16 protein-coding genes are annotated in these 13,873 nt (G+C 43.4%); 9 read left to right on the top strand and 7 right to left on the bottom strand.

Annotated elements, in window-relative coordinates:
* Window positions 1–29 precede the first annotated feature (29 nt).
* Window positions 30–1,463, bottom strand: a complete 1,434-nt coding sequence (locus N4J56_RS17735; RefSeq protein ID WP_317107633.1) for an S-layer homology domain-containing protein — start codon at window positions 1,461–1,463, stop codon at window positions 30–32.
* A gap of 186 nt (window positions 1,464–1,649) precedes the next feature.
* Here N4J56_RS17735 and N4J56_RS17730 point away from each other — a divergent pair, with 186 nt between their 5' ends.
* A complete protein-coding gene (locus N4J56_RS17730; RefSeq protein WP_410500350.1) occupies window positions 1,650–2,885 on the top strand; it encodes a histidine kinase in 1,236 nt (411 codons plus the stop codon).
* A gap of 34 nt (window positions 2,886–2,919) precedes the next feature.
* On the opposite strand, the gene mutT is transcribed toward N4J56_RS17730, so the two are convergent.
* From mutT to N4J56_RS17710, 4 genes are all read right to left on the bottom strand, one after another.
* Window positions 2,920–3,333 carry an 8-oxo-dGTP diphosphatase MutT gene (gene mutT / locus N4J56_RS17725; protein WP_039716967.1) on the bottom strand — a complete coding sequence of 138 codons (414 nt, stop codon included), beginning with the start codon at window positions 3,331–3,333 and terminating at the stop codon, window positions 2,920–2,922.
* A gap of 16 nt (window positions 3,334–3,349) precedes the next feature.
* The gene (locus tag N4J56_RS17720) at window positions 3,350–3,691 is read right to left on the bottom strand and encodes a DUF760 domain-containing protein (protein WP_317107631.1); all 342 of its coding nucleotides are present in this window, start codon (window positions 3,689–3,691) and stop codon (window positions 3,350–3,352) included.
* 266 nt (window positions 3,692–3,957) lie between these two features.
* On the bottom strand, window positions 3,958–4,914 hold the full coding sequence (locus tag N4J56_RS17715; RefSeq protein WP_317107630.1) for an RNA polymerase sigma factor, RpoD/SigA family: 957 nt from the start codon (window positions 4,912–4,914) through the stop codon (window positions 3,958–3,960).
* 733 nt (window positions 4,915–5,647) lie between these two features.
* Window positions 5,648–6,199, bottom strand: a complete 552-nt coding sequence (locus N4J56_RS17710; protein ID WP_015155342.1) for a Dps family protein — start codon at window positions 6,197–6,199, stop codon at window positions 5,648–5,650.
* Window positions 6,200–6,471: 272 nt separating this feature from the next.
* Between N4J56_RS17710 and N4J56_RS17705 the strand changes: the two genes are divergently transcribed.
* The 3 genes from N4J56_RS17705 (at window position 6,472) to N4J56_RS17695 (ending at window position 7,884) form a co-directional block, all read left to right on the top strand.
* The gene (locus N4J56_RS17705; RefSeq protein ID WP_317107629.1) at window positions 6,472–6,714 is read left to right on the top strand and encodes an Asr1405/Asl0597 family protein; all 243 of its coding nucleotides are present in this window, start codon (window positions 6,472–6,474) and stop codon (window positions 6,712–6,714) included.
* Between the two features lie 48 nt (window positions 6,715–6,762).
* Window positions 6,763–7,398, top strand: coding sequence for a (2Fe-2S) ferredoxin domain-containing protein (locus tag N4J56_RS17700; protein WP_317107628.1), 636 nt, complete (start codon window positions 6,763–6,765; stop codon window positions 7,396–7,398).
* 177 nt (window positions 7,399–7,575) lie between these two features.
* Window positions 7,576–7,884: a TMEM14 family protein gene (locus N4J56_RS17695; RefSeq protein ID WP_410500525.1), complete on the top strand. Its 309-nt coding sequence runs from the start codon at window positions 7,576–7,578 to the stop codon at window positions 7,882–7,884.
* 52 nt (window positions 7,885–7,936) lie between these two features.
* Here N4J56_RS17695 and N4J56_RS17690 read toward each other — a convergent pair whose 3' ends face one another.
* Window positions 7,937–8,221, bottom strand: a complete 285-nt coding sequence (locus tag N4J56_RS17690) for a SemiSWEET transporter (protein WP_317107626.1) — start codon at window positions 8,219–8,221, stop codon at window positions 7,937–7,939.
* 30 nt (window positions 8,222–8,251) lie between these two features.
* On the bottom strand, window positions 8,252–9,397 hold the full coding sequence (locus N4J56_RS17685; RefSeq protein WP_317107625.1) for a restriction endonuclease: 1,146 nt from the start codon (window positions 9,395–9,397) through the stop codon (window positions 8,252–8,254).
* A gap of 643 nt (window positions 9,398–10,040) precedes the next feature.
* Here N4J56_RS17685 and N4J56_RS17680 point away from each other — a divergent pair.
* The 5 genes from N4J56_RS17680 to N4J56_RS17660 all read left to right on the top strand — a co-directional run bounded on the left by N4J56_RS17680 (window position 10,041) and on the right by N4J56_RS17660 (window position 13,812).
* Window positions 10,041–10,808: a response regulator transcription factor gene (locus tag N4J56_RS17680; protein WP_317107624.1), complete on the top strand. Its 768-nt coding sequence runs from the start codon at window positions 10,041–10,043 to the stop codon at window positions 10,806–10,808.
* A gap of 494 nt (window positions 10,809–11,302) precedes the next feature.
* Window positions 11,303–11,563, top strand: a complete 261-nt coding sequence (locus N4J56_RS17675) for a CTB family bacteriocin (RefSeq protein WP_317107623.1) — start codon at window positions 11,303–11,305, stop codon at window positions 11,561–11,563.
* Between the two features lie 89 nt (window positions 11,564–11,652).
* The gene (locus tag N4J56_RS17670; RefSeq protein WP_317107622.1) at window positions 11,653–11,913 is read left to right on the top strand and encodes a CTB family bacteriocin; all 261 of its coding nucleotides are present in this window, start codon (window positions 11,653–11,655) and stop codon (window positions 11,911–11,913) included.
* Between the two features lie 262 nt (window positions 11,914–12,175).
* Window positions 12,176–12,430, top strand: coding sequence for a CTB family bacteriocin (locus tag N4J56_RS17665; RefSeq protein ID WP_317107621.1), 255 nt, complete (start codon window positions 12,176–12,178; stop codon window positions 12,428–12,430).
* A gap of 80 nt (window positions 12,431–12,510) precedes the next feature.
* The gene (locus N4J56_RS17660; RefSeq protein ID WP_317107620.1) at window positions 12,511–13,812 is read left to right on the top strand and encodes an HlyD family secretion protein; all 1,302 of its coding nucleotides are present in this window, start codon (window positions 12,511–12,513) and stop codon (window positions 13,810–13,812) included.
* Window positions 13,813–13,873: the final 61 nt, after the last annotated feature.

Genomic DNA, 13,873 nt, shown 5'->3' with positions numbered 1-13,873 from the left:
AGTGGGTGATGCTCTAGATATCGCTGCTTTTATGGTGAAGTTGTGGGTTGCGGCTGCGGCTGATTTGGCGGCTGCTGATTTTGGGGCTGTTGGTTGTTTTGCGGTGGCTGTTGCGCTTTCAGGGCTTCTTGAGCCGTCATCCCCTCACCACCATTACCAAAAAACCAAATTGCTGATGCAGCTTCGGCGCGGGTAACGGGTTTTTTCGGCTGTAACAGTGTGGTATATCCGAAAACCCTGCGAATATTTGACTGCTCGCCATTTTGAAAATCTGCTATGACCGCCCGTAAAGCTTTGGGATCGATCCGCGCTGCATCTTGGAATCCCCATGACTCTTTGACAGCCTCTAAGGAGGCGTTAGGCAAGGCTTGGCGGGTATCTAGAGGGACTTTCCAAAGAATCAACTGTTCCCGCGTTAACGGGGCATCAGGACGGAATAAAACCGCCGTTCCGTCTCCTGACAAGGAACTGGGAATTAACCCGGCTTCCGCGAGTCCCTGGATAACGGAGAAATCAGGATCGTTTCGCGGTACATCTCGAAATGCTGGTTGAGCTGCGGATGATGCACCTCGAATTTGTAGCGCTGGGCGAGTGGCTTGAATGCGGTTATTGGCTTCAAACAACCAACGAGCAAATTCCCGGCGGCTGACGATCTTACTTGGATTGAACTGGCGGACGGGATCGGCTTGGCTGCTTTTGGCGTTAGTTGGTTCGAGGGGCAAAACACCCAAAGCCGCTAGATCTGTAATATATTGTTGCAATTCTTGAGGGGCTTGGCTTAGGTCGTTGAAGCTTCGCTCGGCTGTGTCAGAAGTGACTGAGTTACCTGTCTGTGTCTGAGCTGAGTTTTCCCCGCTGGTTTGGGGTGAGGGTGTAGGAGTGGCGGCTGTAGCTGGAGCATTTCGCTGGTACTGAATGGTAAATTCCGTGCTAGCAGCAGGATCTATTCCAGGGTTCGGCTGGTTGGGTGTAGGAGTCGCATTAGGCGGAGGGGGAGAAGTCGTTCTCGGCGCGATCGCAATTTTTACTAACAAATCGTTCCGTCGCGCCTCAATCGTCGTGTTATCTCTTTCTCCCTCCGATGGCGGATTGACAATTTGCCAATTATTTGACTGAAATTCTTTTTGGTAAAAGCTTTGCACGACGTTGATCGGATCGACAGTTACCCAACGAGTTTCTGACGGCGAAGACTCGTTTTCAACTGGTACAGATGCTACCAACTGAGCATCGGGATAGCGCGGAATTTCTGAGGGGAAGTCGGCTGGTAGCTGGGCGATCGCAGTTGATTTTGGATCGGTCGATTGCGGGGAAGTACCACTATTAAACGGTCGATTGGTCTCCAACTCAGGATCGGCAGCTAAAGTGCGCTCCAACTGCTGAGCGTTAGGACTGTTGGCGCAGGCAGTTACAGCAAGCAATAAGCAGGTTAAACTAGCTAATCGAGCGCTTTTTGAAAACAACACGGTTTTTCAGTATATGTACTAGTTTTACGCTAGCGTAGGACTGCCTAATATCTGTAATTCTACGCTCCTTAACATCTTAGCTATATGCAAAAACTAAAATAGATATTAAATTTAAGAGGAGGCTGATTTATAATCCGCTATGGCTACTTCTTTCACCTCTCACTAAGCGTTACCTGTTAGTTGCCCGTGCTGAAACAAGATTGCATGCAGGTTTCTTCTGAACAGCCGACCTCGACTGAAGCTAGGCTTCAACTACTGCTATTTGTAGATGAGCGTCCCAGTTCGCGACAGCAAATACAGCAAATTCGTCGTTATCTCAAGCAGCTACAAGCTGAGTACCCGTTTGAATTACAGATTGTTAATGTCGGGGAACAACCGTATCTAGCAGAACACTTTAAACTGGTGGCTACACCAGCTTTGATCAAGATTTATCCAGAACCAAGACAAATCCTGGCTGGAAGTAATTTGATCGAGCAACTGAGTAACTGGTGGCTGCGGTGGCAGCAATCAGCCGAGGCTCAGGCAAATTTGGTAGCAGAGTTAGCCGAAACCTCAACGAAACCGAAGGATTTAGAAAACTTAAACAACTCGGGCAATTACGGTACTTCCAATGTCGCCGCGATTCGTTCTGTAGCTGATTCAGTAGAAGTCATTCGGCTTTCTGATGAAGTCTTTCGCCTCAAACGCGAGCAGGAGAGGTTATTGGAGCAGCTTCAGTTTAAAGATCGAATTATTGCAATGGTAGCGCACGACCTGCGCAATCCTCTGACCGCTGTGTCTATTGCTGTAGAAACTCTCGAAGCTCAATTTCTATCGACTAAAAAGGGGAGTTTTTCTGCATCGCCTGCTTTATTAACCCAGTTGTTCAAACAAGCCCGCAGCCAAGCTAAGATTATCGATCGCATGATTGCTAGTTTGCTACAGGTAACGCGGGGTTCTAGTGCCGAACTACAAATTCAACCCCACAAGCTAGATTTAATCGAGCTATACCAAGATGTAGAAGCACATATCCAAGACCGCGCTTTTACCAAATCGCAATCTATCCAAACCGATCTTCCTAACGATTTACCTGCGGTTTATGCCGACCGGGAAAGGGTAAGGCAAGTCTTGATCAACTTGCTTGACAATGCGATGAAGTATACTCCCGAAGGGGGTACGATCCGCATTTCTTGCCTGCACCGCACAACGCAGAAGGTACAAGTCAGCGTTTGCGATACTGGACCTGGAATTCCTGAAGAAAATTACGATCGCATCTTTGAAGAGCGGTTCCGCCTCAAGCGCGATGAAGCTAAAGATGGTTATGGTATCGGCTTAGCTTTATGTCAACGGATTATTAGAGCGCACTACGGGCAAATTTGGGTGGATTCAGCCCCTAATGGAGGCAGTTGTTTCCATTTCACGCTGCCAGTTTATTCTTTGTAGCGAGTAGGGCTGCACACCTGCGTGCCCCTACTCATTATTTATAATCTTTTATTGCAGCAATAATCTGCACGTTAGCCGCAGGAAAATTGTATTGTTCAATTTCATCTAGAGTTACCCAACGGATCTCCGCACACTCGATCGGCTGAGGGACTCCACTCAAATAATGACAGTGGTGTACTGCTAGCGTGACACGCAAATGAGAGTAGTCGTGTTCGATAGTGATGAGGCGATCGCCGACTTCAACTTCTACCCCTAACTCTTCCATCAGTTCGCGCTTGATGCATTCTTCTACCGTCTCTCCTGGCTCCAATTTTCCGCCGGGGAATTCCCACAATCCGCCCATTGCACCTTCTGGACGACGGCGATCGATTAAAATTTGTTGTTGAGCGTTCCACAGAACGCCCACGCCGATAATTTTATGCGGAATAGAAATGGGTTTTGAAGTCATGGACGGTTTGTTTTACTTATTCCTGTGTCCCGATGACTTCCGTTGCTTCTAATGACTTTTCAAACATCATGCGTTGTTCGGCATTGCGTAAGAAATAACCACTAATCATTGCTGAAGCGAGTAATCTACCCAAACTTTCACGGTTAGTTGTAATCGTTATCCCGAAATTTTCTCCAGGTAAAGTACCTAACATACCGATGATATTACGCTCGATCATCTGTAATACTTCCGTAGAGCTAGGCTTGGATAGCTGAGTAATAGCCTCTGGACTTAGCGACTGGACGTATTGCCATAAGGAATCGCTGTCCTTTGATTCTCCTGGGAAAAACTCGGAAACTTGATGTGATGAGTCGTTCACTGATGACCTCCCTTACAGTTCGGTTGCCAAATTGTAACCGATCGACTTGCTGTTAGTGTTGTTTACAATTTAGCCGACAAATAGCGTCTTTATGTAAATTTAATGTAACAGGTAGGCGCGGATATGATAGGTGGCAAAACCGAACTAAATTTGGAGGGTTGTTGCTCCACAATGGGGATTACAAGTAATTGGTAGTTGGTAGTTGGTAATGGTGCGTGAAAAGAGGCAAGAGGCAGTTTCTCCCTCTGCTCCCTGCTCCCTGCTCCCTAGCTAGCCAAATACTGGTCGAGGTCTGCTTTACGCTTGCGGAGCTTGGTGAGGGCTTCGCGCTCGATTTGGCGTACCCGTTCGCGGCTGATATTGAGGCGATCGCCAATCTTAGCTAACGTCATGGCTTGTCCGTCAGCTAAGCCGAAGCGTAATGATAACACCTCCCGCTGCTGTGGAGTCAAATCTGCCATCAGCTTCTCAATATCGGTAGATAAGCACGATTCAGTCACGAATTCTTCTGGGGAGAGACTCGTATCTTCTAATAGTTCGCCCAATTCTGTATCTTGGTTGTCTCCTACCCGCAAATCTAATGATAGTGGTAATCTCGCTCTTTCTAAATACTCGCGTACCTGTTTGGGCGTGAGTTCTAGTGCTGTAGCTAACTCCGCGATACTTGGGGCGCGTCCTAGATTTTGAGAGAGTTGACGCTGTGCTTTTTTGATTTTGTTTAATTTTTCTGTAATGTGAATCGGTAGGCGAATGGTTCGTCCTTTTTCAGCGATCGCCCGTGTGATTGCTTGCCGAATCCACCAATAAGCATAAGTAGAAAATCTATAACCTTTAGTTGGGTCAAACTTCTCTACACCCCGCTGCATCCCGATCGTCCCTTCTTGGATCAAATCCAATAAGTCTACGTTACGCTTGATGTACTTTTTAGCGACGGAGACGACTAGTCGCAGGTTAGCTTCTACCATTCTGCGCTTAGCAATTTCTCCTTCGGCGATCGCTGTAGATAAGGCTGTTTTATCTATTCGCGCTGCTTCACTCCACTCTTCTAGGGTTGGTTCGCGCCCCAGCTTTGCAACTAACTCTTCTTGGAGCGCGTACAGGGTGCTGAGTCGCTGCACTTGCTTGCCATATACAATCTCCTGCTCGTGGGTCAGTAATGGAACACGACCAATCTCACGCAAGTAAGTACGTACAAGGTCAGTGGTTGTCTGAGCGGTTTTCATGGCGCTAGGTTTCTTTATCAGTAGTAAGCAGCTGTGTGGAAATAAAAGAGTAACACTTATTTCACTACCAAGCCCTCTGCTGATGAGACAAGCTTTTTCTGTTACATATCCAGACAGCAGAAGGCTATAGTGTTACACGAATTGGACAACATCTAGTTGTTTGCAGAAATTTAGTTTTAGAGCTGTCTCTATAGGTAGAGCAGCTTTACTACCCTCCAATCGGTCATTGGATCGCTTAAGATTAACATTCTACACTATTAATAATTGTAACATTTCTGAGAGAGAACTGCCACTGCCTGCATTTTCTGTCTCAGCTTGAGAGTTGAGTTAGCTCCACGACTTGCCCTCACAGGGCGCGCGCACTCCAAAGTTAAACTGTTTCACGCACACAAAAGTTGCATTTTTTAGTCAAAGGTAACTAGTAATTTGACTAATAAATGCATCAGATGAGACAAAAAACAGTAAATGTTTTAATATTTTGGGTTTTGAGTGACCTAGGTTGAAGTGTGTCAGCGAGCAGGGAGCAGAAAACTGTAGTGCCCTGTTCATCTGACTTTTAGCAGGCGATCGCCTGCAATGAAAGTTATAAACAAAATTTTATAAGTGAGTAAAGAGGACGAGGAGCGAAGAGTGGTGAAAAGTTGCTTAGTTGTGAATGACAAACTGCGAACTGAAAACGGTGAATTGCAAACTATCTTTAATCTCCCTTACTTCTCGCTCCTCGCCCCTAGTTTTACCTAGAGCCGTTCCCCATAAAACCTAACGTTAGGCTGTCGTGGGCGAGGAAATGCCCTAAGTGATATGCTCTTTCTTCGGTTTCGAGTAGGATTTTCTCGTATAAGTAACGGGTAGCGCGATCGCCTAAACTTTCTGCTTGAGCGGCTTGACGACGGATTAACCCAATAATTGCCTGTTCTGCTGCTAAATCGTGTTCTACCATTTGACGGCAAGCAAAAACACCGTCTGGTTCTGGCTCGAAGCAGCACATCTGGGCGAGTTGGCTAAAACTAGCTACGGGTACGCCACCCAGTCCATCTAAACGTTCGCCAACATCGTGAACGTGTCCCTGGACTTCTTCATAGCTTTCGCTGAAATACTGGTGCAGCATATAGAATTCTGCACCCTCGACTACAAAATGGTGTTTTTGGTATTGCAGGTACAAACCCTGAAAGCTAGCAAGAGCAATATTTAATCCTTCGCAAACAGGAGTGGTGACACTGCGATCGAGCAGAATAGGGTTGTCATATACCTGACCGAAGTTCCGTAGAATTGTTGCCTCAGACATGGTTCTCCTCTCTTTGCTGGTTGTGATGCTGTTATCGATAACTCGCTGCTACTTTCATTATCGCTCTCCCGTCAAGCTTTAAACAGCGCGATCGCTATGTATTTCAGTGCTTTTGACTGCTGAGACAACCCATGATTAAAGAAAATTTTTTGCAAATATCATGAGAATTATTTGCATTTAGGGTATGCTATTGGGTAAAGTTAAACTGTCGGCAACTAGCACAGCTAGTCACGGCAATAAGATAACGAAATGTAATTTGAGCGTCGGAGGGTATGGGCTTGAAGCCGTTAGGTTGTGAACCGGAAGTTAGAGAAATTGTGGAAGTGAAATGGGCAGATAGATGGCAAGTGTATCAACGTTTACAAGAGTTAGAGATTCCTTGTTGGTGCGATGCCGGACAGCCATTAAAAGTTGAGATAGCCGATCCCACAACGGCAGTTCAATTGAATAGTGTTTTGAGGCAATTCACTGCATCTCGCCAAGATTTGGTGTGGTGGTTAAAACAGTGCTGGTAAAACCGTAAATCGAGCATTGGTTGTCGTTCATCCGAAGGTGATAAAGCAATGAGTAGTCGCTTTGGTAAAGAAGTATCAGCTTTTAGCTTAGAGGGAAAATTTCTCAGGTTTGAATTAGAAGATGGCTATAAGCGCAAATATTTGCAAATTGGCACTGTGGAAGGTGAATATCGGGTCAAACTCCCCAAGTATCTGCGTTCATCTGTGGAATTAAACCTGAATCCAGGAGATGTAGTACAAATTTTTGGTGAGAGAAAGTTTGACTATAAGAAAGATTCGCTCAAATTAAAGGCAGAACGAGTGATCGCGATCGATCGCCAACCGTCAGCTATGACTCCTGCTACACCTGTTAAACGACAAACCAAAGCAAAAGCTAGTATTTTAGTGTGTCAGAAGTCTGATTGCGTCAAACGGGGTGCAAACGGAGTTTGTAAAGCATTAGAAGCCTCTTTGAACGAGCGCGGTTTGGAAAATGAGGTAGAAATTAAAGCTACCGGTTGCCTTAAACAGTGCAAAGCTGGACCAAATGTCGTGGTGATGCCCGATAAAACTAGATATACCCGCGTACAAACCCAGCAGGTTGCAGAATTGATTGACAAGCATTTTAATGCAGATGAAAATGCTAATAATGAGAATGTGCAGCAATTAGCATTAGTTGGCAATCGAATTTTTCCTGTTAGCTGAGAATCGTGCTAAATGAAAAGATTTACCAACTAAATTTGAGGAGGATCGCTACTAGATTCTAGGAGAATTTATGGCAAATTCTTGACAGATGGGAAATTGCTCTGGGATACAAAAATATACGTTTGTATGTTTGAAAAAATGAAATAATAGTTAAATTATTGAACGAATCTTCAGGTAATTAATCCAGGTGTGGTTGTGGCGATCGCGTATGGGATTTTAGCCATAGTTGGCGGCGCGATTGGCTATAAGCAAGCTCAGAGTAAGGCTTCGCTGGTTTCTGGTACTGCTAGCGGTTTATTGCTGATTCTGGGAGGAGTTGCGCGATCCTTCGGTCAAGTCTGGGGTCTCGGGTTAGCTGCTATAGTTACAGTAATATTAGTGATTATTTTTACTACTCGTCTGATAAAAACACGCAAATTCATACCAGCAGGATTAATGACTGTTGTAGGTGTAGCAGCGTTGGTAGTTATGTTGAAAAATTTGTAGAGACGCGATCTCGTGCATCTCTACATTGGTTATGAGGTACATTTGGATAAAGTTAATTTTCTTCGCGAGGATCTGATTTATAGCGAATCTTCAGCATCAAAATCATTCCAGCAAAAATAAATGTTACGATGTTGGCGGCGATGATAGGAATATCGTGTACGTAGAAGCCGTAGATCAACCACAGAATTATTCCCGTACATAAAACGATGAGCATACTCCAAGAAAGATCGTGAGCTGATTTCGTTTTCCAAGTTTTGATCAACTGGGGTAAGTATGCGATCGTTGTCAGGACTCCTGCAAATAGTCCCAGAGGGGTGATGAAATTAAAATCTTCCATGTTTATGCGTTCTAGTTACAACGTCCCCTATTATTCTCGCAGAATTTCGATCCCTGCTTCTCTTTCTATATAATCGACTAAGCTAATAAAATCATCTCGCGGATAGCACTTGCCACCGATAAGCTGAAATGCCAATTCACTCGATGGATTATCGGGATTTTCTAAAATATGGATTCCCCAGTAGTATAGTTGGTCGCTAGTACGAATGCAAACTTGTTCTGGATCGATGCAATGAAACTTTTCATCGTTCTGGCTAATATGTTTGTAGACTGATAAGAATGACTCTTTTAAAACCTTAAATCGTCTAATTCCTGGGTCTCTAAAGTTATTAACTAAAACAAACAGATGAGCGGCTTGATTAATACTTCTAATTTTTTGCACTGTATCTTGAATCACGATTCCATGTTTGTTAATACCTAGAGGATTCAAAGTTGTAGGAATAATACAATAATCAAATTTCTCAATCAGTTCTCTTGGGTTGCGTTCTAAAGCAGGAGAACAATCACATATAACTATTTTGCAATCACGGGCGGCGTTTTCATCCCAAGCTCTTGCATCGTAGACTTCAATAGTTGTACCCGTACCTTTACTATTAGGAACGTAAACCCCATCTCCTACTAATTTATGTAAGTTTTGTTCTGGATCTAAATCTACCAAAGCGACATTGAATCCTTGTAAGGCAAATGCTCCCGCCAAGTGCGCCGCAACTGTAGTTTTTCCAACTCCACCTTTACAAGTGAAAATACCAAAATAAATCTTGTCTTGTTTTGGTGGTTGGGGTGGAGGTGTACCGTCATCGCCGTTCACCCAAGTAATTTTATGTTCAGAAGCGATGCCACAGCGAATTCTCGAATCTTTTCCCCAAGATTTAATTAGGGCGCGAGCTGGTCCACTATAATCTTTTGTAGTAATGAAAATACCATAATTAAACTGACAAGCTGCTTGAGATTCAAGAAAGTCAACAAACTTTAAAATTTGCGGTGCGGCAACGTTATTTTTGAGCCACTTGACTTGGACAGCTGCAACGATATTGCTTTTACTGACAACTAAATCGTAACCTGCTTGGTTTTGTTCGGGAGTAACAACCGTCCACCCGTGTCTGTGAAAAATTCTGGCTACGTGCTGCTCGAAGTGAGTGAAATCCTGTATGTATGGTGGTTGCAGGGATGAGGACATAGACAGATAAGACGCGGGGCTAAGATCATTAAAACCCTTATTTGGTCTAGTGTCTATGGGTGAAAGAAAGGATGGCTTTTTTACCCATTAAGATGAAAACAGTTTATTATCGTATCTATTCCCTTCAATTACTTTGTCGTTGATACTAACTACTCCAGTTGTCTCAGCATCGGAACCGACATTTTAGGCGATCGCAAAATGGTAGCAATTAGCGAATTAGTAAACTGAAACAAGCAGGGCGATTTTAGTAGTAGAATGTGACAATTAAGCCCCAGTTTCTATTAGTATAAATTTTTACCAAAAAAGTTGTATTTTACTTACAACAAGCTTGGTTACATAAATTCAAGCTATAGAACTCAGACTTATGGTAGAGTATCCGCTTTTCAAAAATAGTACAATTGAAAAAAAAAAAAAAATAGAGTATACTCTGTAACAGAATAAAGAATAAAACACTCAGACTCTTTTAGATTCAAGTTGGTATCGATAAAAAAATAATAGTAATAATAGAGAACAAAGAGAAGTCAAGTTTCTATTCTCAGGGTGTCAAGGAATTCTAATTTCTCTAGATCGGGGACTGTCTATCTTCTACTAGGCAGTCAATTCGCGGTAGCTAACTTAAAATAGTTAGAGAAAAATTTACAATATGTCATTATTAATCCTTGTCGTCGATGACGATCCGGCTATTCGTCTGCTGGTGAGTTGTTCTTTGAAGCAGTGGGGATATTCAGCGATCGCAGCTGAGAATGGGAAAGAAGCACAAAAGCAGATTGAGGAATGTCAACCGCATCTCGTCATTACTGATATCAGTATGCCAGAGATGGATGGCTATGAGTTAATTGAGTGGATACGCCAGCATCCAACATTTCGGCTCCTACCCGTAATGTTTTTGACAGCACGGGCAGATACAGAAGGACGAATTCGCGGCTATCAGGTAGGAGGGGATGCATATTTAGCCAAACCATTTGAGTTGAATGAATTATATGCTGTGGTGCGTAATTTACTAGAGCGATCTCAGTTAATATCCCAATTCATGCAGTGGGAATGGCGCTTACGGCTTCAACAGCAAAATATGGAACAGCAACAAGGCAAAACTTATAATACACTACACTATCCTTCAAGCCAAGAAGAACCAACTGTTCGAGTCGATACACCGCACTATAATCCTTACCAGCACCAACAGGAAAGGACAACTGATACTAAGACTTTCGATAATTTTTCCTTAACTAAAAGAGAACAAGCAGTACTTCAACTTTTAGTCAAAGGTTTATCAAATGCTCAAATAGGTTCTAGCTTATACCTCAGCCCTCGGACAGTAGAAAAGTACGTTAGTAATTTACTCTGTAAAACTGGAACCAACAATAGAGTAGAACTCGCGTGCTTTGCCAGAGAACGCCATCTAATTAATAGTTGATGGTTAATAGTTGACGGTTAACAGCGCTAAGTCTAAAGATTGAAAATATTTATTTTCTGAACCAAGCTAGATGCAGAAGTTGCTAATATTTTGGCTTTGAGTAGCGATCGCTAACTCAATAGACAGAATAGTTTCTGCAATAGCTTGGTTTTATGTTGCAGACTATTTTTGATAGTAAATCAGCAAGACAAATAGTCTCTCTTGACGTATATCATCTGAGAGATAGATGTTATTTTGAATTTTTTAGCTAAGCGTAATCTCACTCAGGGAACATACCCAGTTTTTTAGGTAAAAACACTATAGAAATTCAGTGTGTGTTTCTGTATTCAAGAAAAAATAAGTAGATATGCTTAGGGTTGCTACCTAATGTATTGGGGAGATACGCTGTGGAATTCGACAGTTGCTTTTTCTATCTTGTTAATAGATAGATATTCAATTTCTTATGCAGTTAGTGGTTGAATATCTAACATCTAAATTTAGAAGGAGCTAAAGCTATGTTCGATACAGATATGCAATCTGGATTGTTTTTAGATTTATCCGACGAGCAACAACAAGTAGTTACAGGTGGTAGTTCTACAGGGGATGAGCTTCGCGACAAACTTGCCACTTACTACAAAGCCAATAACAGTTTAACCAACCTGGATGTAGCTCAACAGTCGGGTCCTGAGGGTAGCACGAATCTACAAAGCTTCAAGCACGATACTCTCGATATTAGTACCGCAGCTTATAAAGATTTCTTTGCCAAATTAGGCTAATTCATTTCGGCAATAAATCCAAAAGCTCTTTACTAGAGATAACCCGATTAGTAAGCGCCCTCACTAGTTTAAATGTAGGAGATTTTCCCATGATCGCTAATAATATCAAGTCCGAACTATTTGTGGAATTGTCTGAGGAGCAGCAGCAGTTGGTTGCAGGTGGTGGCAGCTCAGGCGATGTTTTGAAAGATAAGCTGGCGACTCATTTCAAAGCTAATCAAACCATAACAAACCTGGAAGTGGCTCAGGAATCGACTCCAAAAGGCAGCACGAATCTGCAAAGCTTCAAGCACGATACTATGGATGTTAATACCGCAGCTTATAAGGATTTCTTTGCCAAACTAAGCTAATTTACGCGACGTGCAACATTTGACAAAAGACTGCGATAAGGTAGAGTGTTTACCTGCACGAACTACCTGAAAATAGATTCCAGAGCCTCCTAAATTCTTCATTTTGCACGCTCCGATTGTCTCGTTGCACAAATAAGAACAATGCAAAGGAATAAGGCTCTGGAATCTTTTTATTAGACTTCCTACAAGGAGGCGGGCAGTTTTCTTGTTGATAGTTTTAGCTTGACTAAGTGGATAGCAATCAATCAGCGAGGTATCAAACATGTTCTTTTCCCAGCACCAATCCTCAGAATTATTTCTAGACTTATCTGAGGAGCAACAAGAGACTGTGGCTGGCGGTAAGGTGTACGAAAACAACAAGCAGTATTACATTAAAACCGAAACATCAGATGGAGGTAGTACAGACTCAGATTCTCAAAAAGGGAAACGAGATAAACCAGTGATAATAGAGCCAATTGCATGGCAATCTCCATTTGGAGTAGGGGAACAATTGATGTTTCCCAAGATGATTATCTAGAAACTTCCTCTTTCTAACTGCCTGAATAACCTAGTTTTTCTAGGTATGGAATTTAAGTGCCGAACTAAGAGTTTGTAGCCATGGTAAGCGAAATCGATCCCAATTTTGGTGCAGTTGAAACTGATGAGTTTATCCCCCCAATCGGTTCTTTGACAACGCTCGGCGGCGGGATGGCGATCGCTATTTTTAGTGTAGGAGTGTCTCTAGCTGCCACGCTCAGCTACAACGTCACAGTCAAAGCACCTGCAAATATCCGTCCGAGCGGAGAACTGCGGGTTGTTCAGGCAGCAACAGAGGGAACGATTACAAGCATTAACGTGCAAGAAAATCAAGCTGTAAAAAAAGGTGAGCCAATTGCTGAGATCGATAATTCACAACTTCAAACTAAGAAACAACAATTGCAAACCAACATTCAGCAGAGCCACTTACAATTAGTACAAATTACAGCTCAACTCAATTCCTTAGATCGTCAGATAGCTGCTGAGACAAACTTAATGCAGCGTTCTGTAGCTGCGACAGCAGCAGAACTGATGTTGCAACGTAGAGAATATCAAACTAAGGAAATTGCCACAATTGCAGAAGTACAAGCAGCTCAAGCCGCGCTAGGATTGGCACAGGAAGAGAAGCAAAGATATCTGCAACTAGCAAATACAGGTGCGATCGCCCAATTGCAAGTTAAGGAAAAAGAACAAGCTTTCAAGGCAGCTAAAGCCAAACTCAAACAAGCTGAAGCCAGCCTCAATCCTAGTAATGCCACGGTGATTATAGCTAACGAGCAGATCGCTCAAGCCAAAGCCAGAGGACTTGCAACTATAGCTGCATTAAATAGAGAACGCGAAAACCTGATCGTTAACAAAATTGCCCTGCAAAATCAACAAGAGCGGGATACAAAAGAACTACAACAAATTGGCTTGGAACTGAGGAAGACATTTATTCTTGCCCCTACAGATGGCACAATTCTCAAGCTAGAACTGCGTAACCCAGGACAGGTGGTAGGCATGGGGGATGCGATCGCCCAAATTGCTCCCCGTGACGCTTCCTTAGTGGTGAAAGCTCGTGTCGCAGAACCAGATATTAGCAAAGTCAAACCCGGGCAACAAGTTCAGATGCGCGTTTCTGCTTGTCCTTATCCCGATTACGGCACTCTCAGGGGTGTAGTTCAAGCTGTTGCTCCAGATGCAATACCCGCAGGAGGGTTAGAGCGGTCGATCGCCCCCTCTATCTATGAAGTAACGATTCAGCCGGATAATGAATTTGTCAGTACAGGCGATCGCGTCTGTCGGTTGCAACCTGGGATGGAAGGTGCAGCCGATATTATTTCTCGCTCCGAGACCGTACTGCAATTCATTCTGAGAAAAGCAAGACTACTGACGGATTTGTAAATTGGTGCGTGGTGCGTGAAATACTTCTGACTTGTGTACGGGCGGGTTTAACTGTAGTACT

The sequence above is a fragment of the Chroococcidiopsis sp. SAG 2025 genome, assembly GCF_032860985.1.
Taxonomy (GTDB): domain Bacteria; phylum Cyanobacteriota; class Cyanobacteriia; order Cyanobacteriales; family Chroococcidiopsidaceae; genus Chroococcidiopsis.
Note: the sequence above shows the minus strand (reverse complement) of the source record. Positions and strands in the feature narration are given on the sequence as shown.

Coding starts and splice junctions, on each gene's coding strand:
- N4J56_RS17675 (WP_317107623.1), top strand. CDS start 11,303: ATGTTCGATACAGATATGCAATCTGGATTGTTTTTAGATTTATCCGAC.
- N4J56_RS17670 (WP_317107622.1), top strand. CDS start 11,653: ATGATCGCTAATAATATCAAGTCCGAACTATTTGTGGAATTGTCTGAG.
- N4J56_RS17710 (WP_015155342.1), bottom strand. CDS start 6,199: ATGTCTGAGGCAACAATTCTACGGAACTTCGGTCAGGTATATGACAAC.
- mutT (WP_039716967.1), bottom strand. CDS start 3,333: ATGACTTCAAAACCCATTTCTATTCCGCATAAAATTATCGGCGTGGGC.
- N4J56_RS17700 (WP_317107628.1), top strand. CDS start 6,763: ATGAGTAGTCGCTTTGGTAAAGAAGTATCAGCTTTTAGCTTAGAGGGA.
- N4J56_RS17685 (WP_317107625.1), bottom strand. CDS start 9,397: ATGTCCTCATCCCTGCAACCACCATACATACAGGATTTCACTCACTTC.
- N4J56_RS17665 (WP_317107621.1), top strand. CDS start 12,176: ATGTTCTTTTCCCAGCACCAATCCTCAGAATTATTTCTAGACTTATCT.
- N4J56_RS17705 (WP_317107629.1), top strand. CDS start 6,472: ATGGGCTTGAAGCCGTTAGGTTGTGAACCGGAAGTTAGAGAAATTGTG.
- N4J56_RS17715 (WP_317107630.1), bottom strand. CDS start 4,914: ATGAAAACCGCTCAGACAACCACTGACCTTGTACGTACTTACTTGCGT.
- N4J56_RS17690 (WP_317107626.1), bottom strand. CDS start 8,221: ATGGAAGATTTTAATTTCATCACCCCTCTGGGACTATTTGCAGGAGTC.
- N4J56_RS17660 (WP_317107620.1), top strand. CDS start 12,511: ATGGTAAGCGAAATCGATCCCAATTTTGGTGCAGTTGAAACTGATGAG.
- N4J56_RS17680 (WP_317107624.1), top strand. CDS start 10,041: ATGTCATTATTAATCCTTGTCGTCGATGACGATCCGGCTATTCGTCTG.